This window comes from Erwinia magellanica, assembly GCF_039023495.1.
Classification (GTDB): domain Bacteria; phylum Pseudomonadota; class Gammaproteobacteria; order Enterobacterales; family Enterobacteriaceae; genus Erwinia.
In genome coordinates, this window is the sequence record NZ_JBCHVC010000004.1 from 333958 (window position 1) to 350050 (window position 16093).

The window sequence follows — 16093 nt, forward strand, 5'->3', positions numbered from 1 at the left end:
GATGGCGAAAATCACGGAACAGCTGATCGCCTCGATTCTGCAAAAGGTCGGTGGTCACAGCAATATTGCAATCTGCGGGCACTGTATGACCCGACTGCGTCTGACGCTGAGGGATGAAAGTCTTACGGACAGCGCCAGCCTGAAAGCGCTGCCGGGCGTGCTGGGCGTGGTGAACAGCGAGGATCAGTTGCAGATTATCCTCGGCCCCGGCAAAGCGCAGAGTGGCGCGGAGATAATGAACCGGCTGCTGGCACAGGAGGCTTCTGACGCACCCGCGCTGGCGGCAACGACAAGCGACAATAAACAGAAGATGAAGGCCAGGCAAACCAGCGCGGTTCATCAGTTCCTCGCCCGATTTGCCACCATTTTCACCCCGCTGATCCCCGGCTTTATCGCCGCCGGGATGCTGCTGGGCTTTGCCACATTAACAGAGCAGACGCTGATTGCTAACGCGGCGGAGAAGAACGCCACGCTGGTGTATATCGTCGGCTATATGAAACTCTTTGGCAAAGGCCTCTTCACCTTCCTGCCGATCCTGATTGGCTATAACGCGCAAAAAGCGTTTGGCGGCTCCGGCGTCAACGGTGCCATCATCGCCTCGCTGTTTTTGCTGGGCTATAACCCGGCAGCCACCACGGGCTACTTCTCCGGCATTGAAACCTTCTTTGGTATGGGCATCGATCCGCGCGGCAATATCATTGGTGTGCTGCTGGCTTCGATCCTGGGTGCCTGGATTGAGCGGCAGATCCGCAGGATCGTCCCCGATAACCTGGATATGATCCTCACTTCGCTGCTGACGCTGCTGATTACCGGCGCGCTGACCTTTACGGTGATTATGCCCCTTGGCGGCGAGCTGTTTAAGGGGATGTCCTGGCTGTTCCTGCACCTGAACGGCAACCCATTTGGCACGGCGATCCTGGCTGGGTTATTCCTGATTGCGGTGGTCTTTGGCGTGCATCAGGGCTTTATTCCGGTCTATTTTGCGCTGATGGATGTGCAGGGCTTTAATTCGCTCTTTCCGATCCTGGCGATGGCTGGCGGCGGCCAGGTCGGTGCCGCGCTGGCGCTTTACTACCGCTCGGCCAGACATTCCATGATCCGTAATCAGGTGAAAGGGGCGATTATCCCCGGCCTGCTTGGCGTGGGTGAACCGCTGATCTATGCCGTGACGTTGCCGCGCGTTAAACCCTTCGTTACGGCCTGTATCGGCGGGGCGTGCGGCGGCTTCTTTATTGGTCTGGTTGCCTGGCTGGGATTGCCTGTGGGGCTGAACACCGTGTTTGGCCCTTCCGGCCTGGTGGCGCTGCCGCTGATGACCTCGGGACTGGGGATCTACGCCGGAATGGCGGTCTATGCTGCGGGCGTGGTGATCTCTTATATCGCCGGTTTCGTGGTCACCTGGTTCTTTGGCTATAAGAATGTGGATTTGAGCTGAGGGCTGGGCGGATAAAGCAGAGTTATCCGCCCTGCTCTTGTTTATAAACCTCAGCTTTTATGCCGCTGTTAATCATGGTTATGCCCTTTGTGGCGCGGACAAATCGCGGTGCTGATCCTCTTCAGCACGCCGATCAACTCATACAGCGAACCGGTGATCTGCTCTTGCTGTTCTGGCGGCGGCCGATGCTGTAATAACCGCAGAGTCCTTCCCTCGCAGGCGGCTCACTTTATCTCTCTTTCGGCCCCTGCTCAGAGATCAGAATCGCAGCCCTCAGGAAATCGCCACATGGCCTTTTGTCAGAAAAAAAGGAGGAATGTAGTTATCCCATCCTTTCTGATTGCAGTGATGGAGCAGGGCGCTGGTGCTGGTCACGCCTGTTTTATCACAGCAACGTATTATTCTGTTGCGAAGCGCTGAAGAGCTGATACCGAGTAAGCCCGACATACAGTTCTGCTTTACCCCGCACTGCATCAACAGGATCACTTCCCACTCTTTGTCCGTAAAACTATTCGCCGGTCGGGTGAAGACAAAAGGCTTTCTTTCTCGGGGCATAAGAAAGGTGGAAAAGTAAACATTGGTGATCTCTGTGTAAGTACAGACAATGCCGTTGCTGCCATTATCGAGCTGCCAGGGACGCTTCTCAACCAGAAAGGATCTGAGCCTGTTTCGTCTTCCGTAATCAAACGTTTTGAGCACTATGCTCATTTCATTTGTGGTCAGGATTTTTTGGTCGTCAGAGAGTATACGGTCATAGTACTCGCTGATATCGGGCGTAAGTTCAGTGTCGCGAAGGCCCGGAAGTTGCTTTTCGGTTACACCAAAATAGTGACAGAAGATCTTATTGCCATAAACATAGCGGGAGTCGCTGTCCTTTATGGCCCATCCAAAGAGAGAGTTATTAAAGTAATATTTAACAGGAGTCAGGTCTGTATTCATCAGGTTAGCCTCTGATTATGATATGTCCTTTTTTGAGAAAGAACTGCGGGATGTAGTTATCAAATTTGTTATCCCTGCAATATTGCTTTAAATCTGACTGTGAATTTAAACCTGTTTTTCTGTAACAACTTCGAAGTCTGCCGTTAACAGCATCAACGGTAATCGAGAGAATACTGCTTATCTCTTTGAGCCTCATTCCGCAGTCCAGCAGATAAACAACCTCCCATTCTTTTTCGGTAAAGACTTCCGAAGGGGACTGGAATGTCGCGTGCTGTATTATGTTGCCATTCAGTAACGAGGTTGGTGTGATGATCCTGACGTGTCTGACGCTGATAACCGTGCCTACACAGTTGTGATGTTCATCATAGAGCGGCTCCTGAATATTGTAGGCCGGCTGCATTATCTTCTCTGTGCCCTGAATGTGCGTAGTGATGGCTTTCACCGGCTTACCTGTGCGCTCTATCTCCCGTTCCTGCTGGTTAAAGATATCGGCAAACTCAGACACAGGAACAGGGATCTCCCTGATGTTCCGGCCTTCGTAATCATAACTCGTTGACAGGGTTTGCCAGGCTTTAAACGTGTTATTGACGTAGATAAAACGGGAGTTATTGTCTTTTACTGCCCAGCCTACAACAGGATCGCTTTCAAACATCGCGATTAACCTTGAAGGTAATGTAATTTGTTTCATCATCGTATCCCTACATTTAAATTACCCTACATAAAATGTGCCGTACCTTATATGTACCTGTTAATCAGAACAATAATACTATAAAAAATTCCTGTATCGCCGATATCAGGGAAAGCACGCCATAATAAAAAATAATAACATACCCATAACCGAAAGGTTATGGGTTTTTCGCAGGAAAGAAGCTTACTGAAATAACAGATATTACTTTTACACCGTTAAAATTATCAACCAGGTTAAAACTCTATTGGCTGGTCTGTTGGCAATACTCCATTTTTCTCTGCACCAGCTGCGAAGCCAGGCGTCAGGAGATCGGGCAGCAAATTGATTACGCTCGCACACACGGCAATAACCATTGTGTAGCCGGTCTGGCAAAAGCGCTTTCTGAACGCAATACTCATTGCACTGAAGAAGAGTTGCATGCTGAACGCGAATCCGACATACGTAAACAAGGACTAAAGGTCGGGGAGTGCCGCCAGGCGCTGGCAGAAGCTCAAACTCAGGGCCGCATGGATAAAATCAGTAAAAAATGGCTTTGCCTGAGGCGAATGAAGTCAACTCACCCGCCCTGCTCTCTGTTAATGAACCTCAGCTTTTATACCGCTGCTAATCATGGTGATTCCGTCTGCGGTGCGGACAAATCGCGGTGCTTTCAGATCCTCATTCAGCACACCGGCCAATTCATACAGCAAACCGGTGATCTGCTCTTGCTGTTCTGGCGGCTGCTGATGCTGTGCCTGCGCACAGGGCAGGCAAAATCTTTTTATTTTGGTCATCTATTGGGCGGGATGCGCCTGGTGAACAGGATATGTGAAATGTAAGGCTGTATCACCGGGGAGAAGGCTTGCCCGTCATCATAGTAGAAACAGTGCCCGTCATCGCTTCCTGATAATTAGTCCCAATAAATATTATTACTTCCGGGTGGTTTACAACTTTAGCGATGGCATCGGGAAGCCAAATTTATCATCGATGACGGTGCAAAAAATCGCCTGAATAAATAAAATTTAAAATAAGCCAGCCTGGCCCACCTTAAGATAAATCGCACTGTTATTTAAATAATTCGTAAAAGCTTATGCTTTTTACTTATTTCATATTTTTAAATTTTTCAGATAATCGATTAACAGTCGCTGGCGTAAAGAGTAGCGGTGAGCGTAAGGCCATACGACATAAATTGGCGTACTGGTATCACTGGTATGCTCGTCGAGGATCGTGCAAAAATCCCCTGAGCGAAGATGCTCACTAATGGAGACATGGGGCAAATAAGCGATGCCATTGCCATTAAGCGCTAACTTAATGCGGGTCTCAATATCATTACATACAATTGTTTGCGGAAGATGCAGTAACTTCGCACTGGATAAAGGCCAGACCTGAACTATTCCTGAATTTTTTGAGCGATAATGAATCAGTGAATGCGTAAGAAGGTCTTCTGGTTTATCAGGACGACCATAGCGTTTTAAATAGTCTGGGCTGGCTACAATAACGCTATGGATGTCTCCTATGTAATAGGATCGCAAGTTGCCATCCGGGTCACTTCCTACTCTCAACGCTGCATCATAATTTTCCCCGACCAAATCGACAAACCTGTCTGAGAAGTCAAATTCAACTTCAATCTCCCTGTGCTGCTGCAAAAAATCATTAAATCTTTCACTAAAAAGATTGGGAATGGGGGCAATGCTGATTTTTAATCTGCCGATGGCACTTTCAGTAGCCGCCAGCATAGCATTCTGAATGTTATCAACCTCTTCCAGGATACGCATGGCATGAGTAAGGAAGCGTTCTCCCTCGTAGGTCAGTGAAATTCTGCGTGTATTTCTTTGTAAGAGTTGTGCCCCCACGTTGCTCTCCAGGCTGGTAACGCGTTTACCCACCGCTGAGGCGCTTAAGCCCAAAGCGCGTCCCGCAGAGACAAAACTTCCTACCTGCGCCACCTTAACAAACACAGAAATCGCAGAGAGCGAATCGATCATTTCCTGGCACCTCAATAAAGGATTACTGCCAAATCCGGCAGCATAGTCCGGAACTCTGAGTAGGTTATTCTATAACGTAAGTTAATGTAAAGTAACTGTGCTGTTTAGGCATGAGATAACAAATGTTCGATTTTAGATATCCACAACTGACGGGCCAGAAAAAATAGCAAGGTAATAATCTGAAGTGATAATTTCACTGCTTATGAAATTAATGAATTTCTAAAAACCAAAAGGAATATCATGAATAACGATCATCCATCATCATATTTACCTTATTACCGCTCTCCGCTTGCTAAACATACGGATCTCATCTGGAATATGCATGCCACTCAGGAAATTAATTATCAGGTATCCGTTGTCAGGAATATACTCAATCCTGACAATCCAACCTTAGCACGTACCTGTGCAAAGCATGCGGATCGCAATGCCAAAGTCAGAGTCAAAAGGCTCGTCGTTATTGACAGTAAAGTCGATGAAATTTACGGCGAGATGTTCAGATCCTATTTTTCCAGTTGGAACTTCGATATTCACTGGAAGGTCATTTCCAGTGATGAAATTAATAAAAATGTTGAGTCCACAATTCAGGTTGCTGAAGCCATGGATGAAGCGGGATTATTACGTCGTGGGGAAGTTGTCATTGGTATTGGCGGTGGGGTGTTGCTGGATGTGGTTGGATTTGCCGCCAGCCTGTATCGGCGTGGTATTCCTTATGTCAGAATTCCCACAACGTTGATGGGTCAGATTGATGCGGGGATAGGCGTAAAGACCGGCATCAATCACGGCGCCCATAAAAACCGCCTTGGAACCTATTTTGCGCCGTCATCAGCCCTTATTGATCCCCTGTTTTTAAAAAGCCTCAGCCAGCGTCACATCTCAAACGGTGTTGCAGAGATCATTAAAATGGCTCTGATCAAGGATAAGACCCTGTTTGGACTTCTTGAGGCAATGTCATCACATCTGACTCCTGAAGCCTTCTCCTCGGACGATGGTGTGATGAAAGAGATCGTCACCCGTTCAATTGCCAGCATGTTGGCTGAACTGGAACCCAATCTCTGGGAAGCTGAACTCTCTCGCTGCGTAGATTATGGTCACACCTTCAGTCCATCATTAGAGCTGCTGGCGAATCCTGCTTTACTCCATGGTGAGGCGGTAGCGGTAGATATGGCTTTGAGTATTGCCCTGGCGAGCGGTCGTGGCTTGCTGACCAACGAAGAAACCGAACGTGCGCTTTCTCTGATTCAAATATCGGGTCTGCCAATATCTCATCCCGTTTTCAAGCTGAGTTTGCTGGAAAAAGCCTTACTCGACACCATCAGGCATCGCGACGGTTTACAACGTATCCCCCTCTCCGATGGCATAGGGAACGTTATATTCATCAATGACTTAACGCTGAATGAACTCGAAAAAGCCCTTATTTTCCTGGAAGATCGTGTGAAGGCGCTCGGCGGAGATGTCGCTGCATGATACGCGCGACCACTGTTATCGACATCGGTGGGACGCATATGCGCTGGGCAGACTGGTCCCCGGAAGGTGGCCTGAGTCACAGAAAGCGCTTGCCTGCTCCCGGCTTTCGTCAATATCCCGGTCTTCCAGTGCCGCAATTACAGGAGCTGCTGGTCAACGCTATCTGCAAGATCCCACCTCAGGATAAACATTCCCTGGTGGGAATATCTTTCGGTGCCGCGATGGATCACCGCAATGGCACGGTTTACGCCTCCGCACCATTATGGGGTGCGCATGATGTTCCTTTTAATCTCTTTGATGAGTTATCTCGCAGAAGGTCTGATGTGGACTGGTGTGTCGTGAATGATGTGACTGCCGCCCTGATGCACATTATCTCTACACCGCTATGCGCGCAGGATCGAAAGGTGATGTTAGTCACGATCAGTACAGGCATCGCTGCACGCATCATCGATCGTACTACGCGGTATATCCCCTTTGATGCGGGTGGGCTGCAAGGAGAAATCGGCCACCTTCCGGCAGTCGCGAAATTAGCTGGAGAGCCAGTAGTCCTGGATTGTGACTGTGGGAAAGCAGGACATTTGTCCGCCTACGCTTCCGGCCGGGGTATTGCAAACCTGGCTCAGGTTCTGCGGCAACGGCAGCCAGATGAATGGGCCGTATCGGAGCTTGGTCGGAGAATGGCAGACGGTGAATCTTTTGAGGAGGCATTCACAGCAACGGTGGGCGCTGATGACAACATAGCAATAACGTTACTCAGTGCAGCTACAGCGCCCGTAGCCGATGTTTTGCGAACCGCTCTCTGCCTGAATCCCGATCTGGACAGAATTATCCTGACCGGCGGAGTCGCAGTTTCACTTGGCGAGCATTATAAAGCTTCTGTTATGGCGCATCTTAACCGTGAGGGAATTTACCTTACCAGCAAACTTTATCCCCGCTGGATTGAAGACCGCCTTGTGGTATCTGAGGCTGATTGTCTTATTGGGGCGGGTATCGCGGCCACGATGGAGATCCGGCCATGACGGCAACTCACAGAGCAATGGTAAGACAGAATGGTACGATTTCTGTCCTTACTCGTTCCACCCCCGTCCCGATCGGATATGAGCTTTTAGTCGAGCCAATCTATGCAGGGTTGTGCGGTACCGATATTCAGATGCTGCGCGGTCTTCGCGACGATCCCAGCCCGGTCATCGGCCACGAAGGTGTCGCGCGTGTTGTTGCTACAGGAGAATGTGTACCTGATAACCTGGCTACGGGGACCCTGGTATGCATTAACCCGACCCACCGTAACGATCCTTTGTTCTTACTCGGCCATAACGTGGAGGGCTTACTTCAGGAAAGGGTGCTTATCCCCGAGTCAGCCGTACGCGATGGCCTGGTGATGCCGCTGGATGAATGTCATAACTCAGCTCTTTCAACGCTTCTGGAGCCTTTAGCTGCCGTTCAGTACGCGCTCGATTTACTGTCAAAGCATCACCCCAGCACGCTGGTCGTGTTCGGTGATGGCGTAACCGGACATATAGCCGTACGTGCGGCCAGAGAATTTCTGGGGCCAGATATTCATATTGTACATATTCATCACACAGCACAGGGTTTGGCCTGGAGCCAAAATCATAAAGTAGCCTCAGTAGTCCCTGTTCTGAACAACACGGCAGGTGCCGCGCTGCTGTCTTCAATTAATGAGGACGAACGGGTGGCGGTATTGCTTGCTACGCCACGCGACGCAACATTGCTTTGTCTGGAGACAGCACTTCGCTACCTGCGCGGAGAACTTGCTATCGATCTGTTAGGTGGCATCCCTCAAGAAGCATCAAGCCCCTTGTTACCCGGAACGGATTTGTCCCTTATCCGGGCAGCCAATTGCGGCGGTTTTCCTGAGCACGCCGTGAATTTCCCTGTGCACACCAGCAGCGGCAAATTGGTCTGTTTACTTGGCCACCGCGGTGTTGCGCACAGGCATTTGAGAAGCGCTGCTTTTGAGCTGGTTAAACACCCACTACGTTACTGCGAACTTATTACTCACGTTATGTCCATGCAAGAAGCTGCGCCAGTTATGACGCAGTTAGCGGGATCTCGTAGTCGCCTGGTGGATGGTCGCCGGTTAATTAAACTCGCCGTAAAAATTACCGCTAATGTCCCTGTTTAAGGAGTGTTGAACGAATGTCATTAATTGGTCGTAAAGCCCTTGTGGTGGGCGGCTCAACCGGAATCGGTCGGGCAATCGCGGAGGCCTGGTCGCAGGCGGGTATGGAGGTTACGGTTCTGAGTCGTTCACAACCGGCTAAACAAGGTAATCTGCGCTGGATGGCTGTGGACCTGACCGATGATACCCTGGCGCATGCTGCACTGGTCGAGGCTTCCAGGGAACCTTTGCACGCAGTCTGTTTTGCGGCCGTGCACTATGGCGATCGTCGTTCATTTTTTTCCGAAACGCCTGTTTCTGAATGGCGTCAACAACTTGAGGTCAATCTGAATGGGCTTTGGCTGACGTTAAACGCAACGTTACCTGCGCTGCGTCAAACCCGACCGGGTATGTTCCTCAATGTCTCTTCGGAGGTGGTTTATAACGGGGGGCCTGGCCGCTCTGGCTATGCTGCCACCAAGGCGGCTTGTGCCTCATTGATTCATTCTGTCTCTCAGGAAGAGAACCCTGAAGAAGTGCAGTTTGTCTCGGTTCTTCCTGCCGGTATGGTGGATTCAGCGGGTATTCGTCGTCGTCGCCCCGCTGATTTTGACTACTCCAGCTATATGCGGCCAGAAAGCTTTGCTTCCATCGCCGTTGAATTGGTATCGGGCAGAGACAGGATACGCAACGGGGAGAGTTTAATTGTGCACGCTGATGGCAGCTGGCAGTCGATACAGGATAAGCAGCCTGAGTCACAAAGCGATCGGAGCCGGCTGTGAAGCCCGTATTAATTGGCCTGGCAGACTGGCGCCTGCCTGTCAGCGGCCCGGATGCCGTTCGACTGGCGGCCCGCGCCGGCGCAGAGGGTATTCAGCTGGATTTAGGGGGGCCGGGGAAAGCGCCATGGCTCGATAGTACAGGGAGGCTGCAAACCCTTTCCACTGTATTAGCTGAAACCGGGGTAAAGCCATTAGCCGTGTCTGCCAACCTGCTTAATGATATTGGTCTGGCGGCAGAAAAAGGCACGCTGGCCTCTAAAAATGTCAGGAATGTTATCCGAAGGGCATTAGACGTCGCCGTGACGCTCAGGGCTTCTCTGGTCTTCTTACCCAGTTTCCGCAACAGCGCTATCGAAAGTTTATCAGTATTAGCCAGAACGGCCGAGGTCCTGCAATGGGCTTGCTCCGAAGCGAGTAAGAGAGGGCTGCTCCTGGCGACAGAAAATGTTTTGGATTCAAAACAATTGCAACAGCTGATCGCATCGGTGGATGCAACCAACCTGCGAGTAATACTGGATACAGGAAATCCTTTGGCCGCAGGACTTTCACCCGTTGAAGTATTACGAGTAGCCGCACCGGTATTAGCGCAGCAAGTACATATTAAAAGCGCTGATGATAAAAAACAGCTAAGTAATGATGAAGCCGCTGTGCTGGAGACTTTCGAGGAACTGGAGAGCAGGCATATTCCTGTTGAGGCGTTTGTGCTTGAGAATGACTATCGCGATGGCGTACATGCCCGATTAAAAACCGATATATTGTGGTTGAGGAAATATATTACCCGCTTCAGCAATAACCTTGATCTCTCTTCTGGTTTAAATAAACCCAGTCAAATTATTTTAAATGATGCTATTAAAGAAACAAGATTGAAGTATTTTTCACAGGGCTGAAGTCGCTCTCAGCCGACAGCGACAACTTAAATTCTATGGAGCGTTTATATTCCATTATGAATTTTGTTGTCATACAAATATTTTAAATAAACAGCGTTGGCTTCGTTAGTTATACAGCGCGTTTACTCTATTAAGGAGATAGTTATGCCTATCACGCTGTTCGCGCTGATGCTGGGTGTTTTTTGTCTTGGCACCGCCGAAATTATCATTTCCGGGCTTTTACCGTTCGTGGCCTCTGACCTTTCTGTATCGTTACCTGATGCGGGGCTACTGGTCACAGGCTATGCGCTGGGTGTAACAATTATCGGTCCGTTTGTTACGCTGCTCACCACCCGCGTGCCCCGTAAAACTCTTGTGCTTGGCCTGATGGTGCCGTTCATTATAGGTAATATCTGGGCGGTCTTTGCATCAGATTATCAGATGCTTATGGCCGCACGTATTTTAACGTCGATCAGTCATGGAACATTCGTTGCCGTGGCTTTCAGCCTTGCAGTGACGCTATCTCCCCCCAACAAGCAAGGCTCCGCAATGGCTAAAATCGCCTTAGGTTTTAACCTGGCAAACGCCTTAGGCGGGCCGCTTGGAACATTTATTGGGCAGAACCTGGGCTGGCGCGCGACCTTTATTGCAATCGTTGTTATTGCGGTAATATCTGTTGCCCTGATCGCCCTATTTATGCCTGCCAAATTACCTGAGGCTGAACAATCAAAACCTGGTGCTATGCGCCGTGAGGTGAAAGCTCTTACTAACCCAACGCTGGTATTTGCCATCATTACTACCGTACTGGCGCAGGGCGCAGTCTTTACCGCGTCTACCTACATAGTGCCTCTGTTAATGGATGTCAGCCATTTTGGCCCTTCAGCTGTCTCTGCACTTTTGGTGGTATTTGGCATCGGTGCCATCATGGGTAATTTCGCGGGTGGTCGCCTTGCAGATAAGCATGTCATGCGTGGTGTAACAACGGTATTAGGCAGTCTGGTCATTGTACTCGTGGTGTTCTGGATGACCAGCATTGTTCCGGTCCTTTCTGCCATTACGCTGTTTTTATTTGGTGCCATTGGTTTCTCTATTATTCCCTCGCTTCAGGCTCGAATTCAGTCGCTGGCTGTCGCCGCTCCTACGCTGGCGCTTTCAGTAAACGTATCAGCCTTTAATCTGGGGAACGGTTTAGGCGCATGGATGGGAGGCACTGTACTTGATTTAGGATTTGGCATTCGTGCCGTGCCGCTGGCCGCCGCCGCGTTGGCCGCTACCAGTCTGGTTATCACCCTGTTTGCATGGCATTTTAGCCGCCAGAAAATGACTCAAGCACTGGAGTCATAAAAGAGATAAACGCATCCATCTTTTCACCGGTAATGAATGAGGCGTATGCCACTCAAAAGTGGCATACAGACCAACGAAATCAATAAATATAAATTCAGGAAAGAGCATGTCCTACTTACCATGTAATTATAAAACGGCTGAGCTTTCAAATGGCAAAGTGCATGCCATTACAAAAAAATTCCCACGCCATATTCTTAGTGAAAATACAATCGTGATTCGACCCTATTATATGGGCATCTGTCGTGCTGATATTAAGGAGATTATGGGTTCAAGAGATGTTCCGACAGATCGCGGCCCGCTCTTTGGTCACGAATTAGTGGGTTCAGTGATTTTTTCCGGTACAAAAACAGGTTTCCAGGAAGGTGAGCTGGTGACATTCAATCCTAATATTACCCCCGATCGTACTACCGGCTTTGCAGAGTATGTCTTCGTACATGGTACGGAAGAACAGCTGGATCAAACTGTCATCCGCGTGCCCGAATATGACATTATTCACCATATCTGGATGCCAGAACCCATGGCCTGTATTGTCCATGCCACCCAAAAAATGCTGGAACTCAACAATCTGACGGATTTGAAGGGAAAGAAAGTTGGCATTATCGGCGCGGGATGTTCGGGCATTATGTTTTCTATGTATGCCAGGCATCTGGAAGCAGCAGTGGCTATATTTAACCGGGGCGAGATGCGGCGTAAATTTGCCTCAGACAGGCACCTTTTTAGTGCGGAGGAGATACATTCCCTTGCTGATACAAATGCTTATCAGAATGCTTTTGATATTGTCATGGTCGTATCAACAATGGTGAGTTCCGAAATCCTGAAAAAAGCAGCCACTCTGGTTTCAGATGGAGGAACAATACTCATCTACGGTGGTACACGTGAAGGCGATAAATTTCTGACAACATCAGTGAATATTGACGTCGTACGTCGACAGGAACTTATTCAGCTAACGGAGTACGATGGGAAAAAAATACGGATTTGTGGTGCTTATGGGTGTTATAAGCAGGACTATGAGGAAAGCTTCCGGCTTCATGCTGAACATCCTGACCAGTTTCCACTAGAAAAAATTGTTTCTGAAGAAATTGACTTTGAAGACTTTTCAAACCTTGTCATGTCCATGGCAACAGGCGAAAAAGATTATCCGGGAAAAGTTGTTATCCGAACCAATTTTGAGTAAAAAATTCTGATGCTTTAATTTATATTACCCTGACCAAATTCTTTAGATGGAAAAGATCAGGCGCTTTTTTCAGAAAGGAATTTAAGGCATGTTCTTATCACTCCGTCTTATTTATACTGATATATCCGGTTGAACAAAGAATAATCCAGGTCGCTGGACCCTGCGTCCACCCAACGACCTGGTTTCTTCCCTGCTGGCATGCTGGTTACATCGACATCTGCTGAGCAGACTTCAGGTGCTGCTCAACGACCGGCGTATGCGCATCGGCCACGGCCTTCACATCCGGATCCTTGATCTTTTTGGCGTCACTCTGGAGTTTCGACAGCACCATTTTGTGGTCTTTGGTGCCAGCGTTTTCCATATACATCTTGTCAAATGCCTCGCCGCTCTGCTTTTCCAGCCCGGCAGCCATGGTCTTGTGCGTGGCATCCGGCTCCGTCGGCAGTGTCACGCCCTTTTGCCCGGCAACTGCTTGTACTTTCGTCAAGGCAGCGCCGTGGTCGTCGACCATCTTCTGAGCGTATGCTTTGACTTCACTGCTTTTAGCCTTGCTCAGCGCGAGTTTGCCAGCGGCGACTTCATTGATATCGGCCTGCGCCATGTCCTTCAACGCTTTTACGTCGCCAGAGCTGAGCTTGCCGCCCGAATCGGTCTGGCCTGCGGCACCAGTCTGCGCGGCGCTCGTCGGCGTCTGGGCCTGCACACTAACAGTGCTGAACATGGCTGCTACTGCCGATATAACCAGCAGATTTTTCAAAGAGTTACTCTTTTGCATTTTGTTCTCCCGAAGGTCATGGGGAAAGCTGCTGTCAGGTAATCAACCGTACGCAGCCTCGTATATAAATTACAACTGCAATGGTCAGTATAGTGGATCATCGATTTGAGACATCAGTTTGAGTTATGGTTCTCAACGGAGGACGGCAGGAAATGACGGAAGCAAAGAAGTAAAGAAGCGGAAATTACTCTGTCAGAATACGATAACCTCAGGCGGCCCAATTTGTTACTTCCTGGTATCTTGCTGCTTTCTGACAGCGCCCCACCGGGCCAGTAATAAACTTGTAATACACAAAACAGTACGGCAAAGAGATAAACCATGGCTGTCGCCAGAATGCCTTAATCATTGCTTCCAGCCTTTTGTCCGTTGAGAACACATTACCTGCATTTTTATCAGCGATACGTTTACTCCATACTCCGATTCGCCAGGAAAGCGGGATAACCTCTCCTCTTCAGGTTGAATAACTCAGCTTTTCTGATTTCTCACTTCGTTGCCTGGCATAATGTTGCATCATCCCGCAAAAAACCGCATATTAAGGCAATAAATATTGCAATTTGGCGCATTGAAATGAAATTACCTGATGCAAGACGGCGGAAAATACTCGATCTTCTGAACCATCATGGCGAGTTACAGGCCTCTGCACTGGCTGAAAAACTGGGCATCTCAGAGGATACTGTTCGGCGCGATTTGATACGCCTTGAGTCAACAGGCATGCTGCGTCGCGTCCATGGCGGCGCTATTCCCCGCTCACAGGTGCCGCTGAATCACAAGGAAAGGCTGGGCAGAACCGGCGCGTCAAAAAGCGCCATCGCTTCGGTCGCCGTCTCTCTTATTCGCCAGGATGACGTCGTCGGACTGGACGGAGGAACCACCACACTTGCCATTGCACAGACTATCCCGCCTGGATTACGTTGTACCGTGGTCACAAACAATCTACCCGCCGCCATGGCGCTGGCCGATCACCCGGATGTGGAAGTCATTGTGCTGGGAGGAAAATTATTTAAGCCCGCAATGGATATGACGGGCCACAGAGTGTGTGAAGAGCTAAGCAGCATGGCTTTTGATATCTGCTTTATCGGTGCGGCAGCGGCAAATATCACCACAGGCTTTAGCAGTATCAACTACGACGAAATTCAGGTTAAACGGGCCTGGACTAAGGCTGCACAACGCAGCATCTGCGTCATTTCAGGAGAAAAGCTGGGTAAACACTCTCCCTTCTCTTTTGCAGCACCCGGCGAGATCAATGACATTATTACCGATAACGATGCGCCCGCTGACTATGTTGCGCTATTCAACGGTGAAGGCGTCAACGTTATTGTGGCAGATCACCTGACAACGAAATAAGGAGATTTTTGTGGACGTGGAAATAAAAACACTCTCATCGAAAGAAATTTATCGTAACCGCTGGATGTCGCTAAAGGAAGATCGGATCCAGAGGGCAGACGGCAGCGAAGGGATCTATTCAGTTATTGAAAAAAGTGATTTCGTTGTGATCATTCCGGTTGAAAATAACGAGATCTATCTGGTTGAGCAGTACCGTTATCCGCTGGGCAGGAAAACTAAGGAACTTCCACAGGGGAGCTGGGAATGTTCCCCAGATGCCACCCCTGAAGAGGTTGCGACCGGTGAACTGAAAGAAGAAACGGGTCTGAAAGCGGGAAAAATGGAATATGTCGGATATCAGAAGCTTGCACAGGGCTATTCAGCACAGGGCTACCACATATACCTTGCCACGCAGCTGGAATTTATCGGACAGGAACTGGACGAAGAAGAATACGGTCTGACGGTGGAAAAAATCAAAATCAGTGAATTCTGTCGGTTGATACATGATGGAGAAATTTCTGATGCGACTTCCGTTACCGCTTTCCTGCTGGCGATGACTAAAAAAATGATTGTTGAAAGTGACCTGGATTAGACAGTACAAGACCGGCATTACTCAATAGCTTTAATGTCCGCTTTTTGATCATAGCGGACTGTGCGTTCGCGAAAGGCTGGTTTCGTTAAGCTTTCAACTCACTCTGGCGCTGAGCTAAAGTAACCTTATGTTAACTTGCAATCTCCTACATCCTGCTGAAGAGACTCTGAATGCTAAACGGGCTAAATCATATAACAATCGCCGTAAGTGATGTTTCAAGAAGCTTTGATTTTTACGTCAACAAACTTGGTTTTATACCTAAGGCCAGATGGACCTGTGGGGCTTATCTTTGTCTGGGTGATCTGTGGCTATGTCTTTCTGCTGATTCCGTTGCTCCTCAAGAGGATTATACTCATTACGCATTCAGCATCCGAAGCGAAGACTTCGATGTGTTTGCTAATCACCTGAAATTATCAGGCATTACAGAGTGGAAAATAAACAAGAGCGAGGGGAAATCAATTTACTTTTTAGATCCAGATGGACACAAGCTGGAAATCCATGATGGCAATTTGGATAGCCGCCTCAGAGCCTGTATGAAGCATCCTTATGAAAAAATGCAATTTTTCTGATGTCGTCGAAGCGAAATGAACAATGAAGTTTTGGCGAATCCGGATGGGTCGCAATGATC

16 protein-coding genes are annotated in these 16093 nt (G+C 49.0%); 12 read left to right on the forward strand and 4 right to left on the reverse strand.

What is annotated here, in order from left to right; translation table 11 throughout:
* Position 1: 1 nt before the first annotated feature.
* Positions 2-1435: a PTS N-acetylmuramic acid transporter subunit IIBC gene (murP, locus tag AAH450_RS15975; RefSeq protein WP_342911086.1), complete on the forward strand. Its 1434-nt coding sequence runs from the start codon at positions 2-4 to the stop codon at positions 1433-1435.
* A gap of 273 nt (positions 1436-1708) precedes the next feature.
* On the opposite strand, the gene AAH450_RS15980 is transcribed toward murP, so the two are convergent.
* Positions 1709-2374 carry a helix-turn-helix transcriptional regulator gene (locus tag AAH450_RS15980; RefSeq protein ID WP_342911087.1) on the reverse strand — a complete coding sequence of 222 codons (666 nt, stop codon included), beginning with the start codon at positions 2372-2374 and terminating at the stop codon, positions 1709-1711.
* 4 nt (positions 2375-2378) lie between these two features.
* A complete protein-coding gene (locus AAH450_RS15985; protein WP_342911088.1) occupies positions 2379-3065 on the reverse strand; it encodes a helix-turn-helix transcriptional regulator in 687 nt (228 codons plus the stop codon).
* Positions 3066-3331: 266 nt separating this feature from the next.
* On the opposite strand from AAH450_RS15985, the gene AAH450_RS15990 reads away from it, so the two are divergent.
* On the forward strand, positions 3332-3880 hold the full coding sequence (locus AAH450_RS15990) for a DUF1090 domain-containing protein (protein ID WP_342911257.1): 549 nt from the start codon (positions 3332-3334) through the stop codon (positions 3878-3880).
* 267 nt (positions 3881-4147) lie between these two features.
* On the opposite strand, the gene AAH450_RS15995 is transcribed toward AAH450_RS15990, so the two are convergent.
* Positions 4148-5026 carry a LysR family transcriptional regulator gene (locus AAH450_RS15995; RefSeq protein ID WP_342911089.1) on the reverse strand — a complete coding sequence of 293 codons (879 nt, stop codon included), beginning with the start codon at positions 5024-5026 and terminating at the stop codon, positions 4148-4150.
* Positions 5027-5266: 240 nt separating this feature from the next.
* On the opposite strand from AAH450_RS15995, the gene AAH450_RS16000 reads away from it, so the two are divergent.
* From AAH450_RS16000 to AAH450_RS16030, 7 genes are all read left to right on the forward strand, one after another.
* The gene (locus AAH450_RS16000) at positions 5267-6490 is read left to right on the forward strand and encodes a sedoheptulose 7-phosphate cyclase (RefSeq protein WP_342911090.1); all 1224 of its coding nucleotides are present in this window, start codon (positions 5267-5269) and stop codon (positions 6488-6490) included.
* Positions 6487-7509: an ROK family protein gene (locus AAH450_RS16005; protein ID WP_342911091.1), complete on the forward strand. Its 1023-nt coding sequence runs from the start codon at positions 6487-6489 to the stop codon at positions 7507-7509. The genes AAH450_RS16000 and AAH450_RS16005 overlap by 4 nt, the downstream gene beginning before the upstream one ends.
* Positions 7506-8633: an alcohol dehydrogenase catalytic domain-containing protein gene (locus tag AAH450_RS16010; protein WP_342911092.1), complete on the forward strand. Its 1128-nt coding sequence runs from the start codon at positions 7506-7508 to the stop codon at positions 8631-8633. The genes AAH450_RS16005 and AAH450_RS16010 overlap by 4 nt, the downstream gene beginning before the upstream one ends.
* Before the next feature lie 14 nt (positions 8634-8647).
* The gene (locus AAH450_RS16015; RefSeq protein ID WP_342911093.1) at positions 8648-9391 is read left to right on the forward strand and encodes an SDR family NAD(P)-dependent oxidoreductase; all 744 of its coding nucleotides are present in this window, start codon (positions 8648-8650) and stop codon (positions 9389-9391) included.
* Positions 9388-10278: a sugar phosphate isomerase/epimerase family protein gene (locus AAH450_RS16020; RefSeq protein ID WP_342911094.1), complete on the forward strand. Its 891-nt coding sequence runs from the start codon at positions 9388-9390 to the stop codon at positions 10276-10278. Before AAH450_RS16015 ends, AAH450_RS16020 begins: the two co-directional genes overlap by 4 nt.
* A 144-nt stretch (positions 10279-10422) precedes the next feature.
* The gene (locus AAH450_RS16025) at positions 10423-11601 is read left to right on the forward strand and encodes an MFS transporter (protein ID WP_342911095.1); all 1179 of its coding nucleotides are present in this window, start codon (positions 10423-10425) and stop codon (positions 11599-11601) included.
* Positions 11602-11707: 106 nt separating this feature from the next.
* Positions 11708-12775 carry a medium chain dehydrogenase/reductase family protein gene (locus tag AAH450_RS16030; protein WP_342911096.1) on the forward strand — a complete coding sequence of 356 codons (1068 nt, stop codon included), beginning with the start codon at positions 11708-11710 and terminating at the stop codon, positions 12773-12775.
* A 205-nt stretch (positions 12776-12980) separates the two neighbouring features.
* Here the strand turns inward: AAH450_RS16030 and AAH450_RS16035 are convergent, their stop codons facing one another.
* On the reverse strand, positions 12981-13550 hold the full coding sequence (locus AAH450_RS16035; RefSeq protein ID WP_342911097.1) for a DUF4142 domain-containing protein: 570 nt from the start codon (positions 13548-13550) through the stop codon (positions 12981-12983).
* 567 nt (positions 13551-14117) lie between these two features.
* Between AAH450_RS16035 and AAH450_RS16040 the strand changes: the two genes are divergently transcribed.
* The 3 genes from AAH450_RS16040 (at position 14118) to AAH450_RS16050 (ending at position 16034) form a co-directional block, all read left to right on the forward strand.
* A complete protein-coding gene (locus AAH450_RS16040) occupies positions 14118-14894 on the forward strand; it encodes a DeoR/GlpR family DNA-binding transcription regulator (RefSeq protein WP_342911098.1) in 777 nt (258 codons plus the stop codon).
* 16 nt (positions 14895-14910) lie between these two features.
* Positions 14911-15465, forward strand: coding sequence for an NUDIX hydrolase (locus tag AAH450_RS16045; RefSeq protein ID WP_342911099.1), 555 nt, complete (start codon positions 14911-14913; stop codon positions 15463-15465).
* A gap of 170 nt (positions 15466-15635) precedes the next feature.
* Positions 15636-16034 carry a VOC family protein gene (locus AAH450_RS16050; protein ID WP_342911100.1) on the forward strand — a complete coding sequence of 133 codons (399 nt, stop codon included), beginning with the start codon at positions 15636-15638 and terminating at the stop codon, positions 16032-16034.
* The last annotated feature ends 59 nt before the right edge of the window (positions 16035-16093 follow it).

Coding starts and splice junctions, on each gene's coding strand:
- AAH450_RS16025 (WP_342911095.1), top strand. CDS start 10,423: ATGCCTATCACGCTGTTCGCGCTGATGCTGGGTGTTTTTTGTCTTGGC.
- AAH450_RS15980 (WP_342911087.1), bottom strand. CDS start 2,374: ATGAATACAGACCTGACTCCTGTTAAATATTACTTTAATAACTCTCTC.
- AAH450_RS15985 (WP_342911088.1), bottom strand. CDS start 3,065: ATGATGAAACAAATTACATTACCTTCAAGGTTAATCGCGATGTTTGAA.
- AAH450_RS16035 (WP_342911097.1), bottom strand. CDS start 13,550: ATGCAAAAGAGTAACTCTTTGAAAAATCTGCTGGTTATATCGGCAGTA.
- AAH450_RS16010 (WP_342911092.1), top strand. CDS start 7,506: ATGACGGCAACTCACAGAGCAATGGTAAGACAGAATGGTACGATTTCT.
- AAH450_RS16015 (WP_342911093.1), top strand. CDS start 8,648: ATGTCATTAATTGGTCGTAAAGCCCTTGTGGTGGGCGGCTCAACCGGA.
- AAH450_RS15995 (WP_342911089.1), bottom strand. CDS start 5,026: ATGATCGATTCGCTCTCTGCGATTTCTGTGTTTGTTAAGGTGGCGCAG.
- murP (WP_342911086.1), top strand. CDS start 2: ATGGCGAAAATCACGGAACAGCTGATCGCCTCGATTCTGCAAAAGGTC.
- AAH450_RS16030 (WP_342911096.1), top strand. CDS start 11,708: ATGTCCTACTTACCATGTAATTATAAAACGGCTGAGCTTTCAAATGGC.
- AAH450_RS16005 (WP_342911091.1), top strand. CDS start 6,487: ATGATACGCGCGACCACTGTTATCGACATCGGTGGGACGCATATGCGC.
- AAH450_RS16000 (WP_342911090.1), top strand. CDS start 5,267: ATGAATAACGATCATCCATCATCATATTTACCTTATTACCGCTCTCCG.
- AAH450_RS16050 (WP_342911100.1), top strand. CDS start 15,636: ATGCTAAACGGGCTAAATCATATAACAATCGCCGTAAGTGATGTTTCA.
- AAH450_RS16040 (WP_342911098.1), top strand. CDS start 14,118: ATGAAATTACCTGATGCAAGACGGCGGAAAATACTCGATCTTCTGAAC.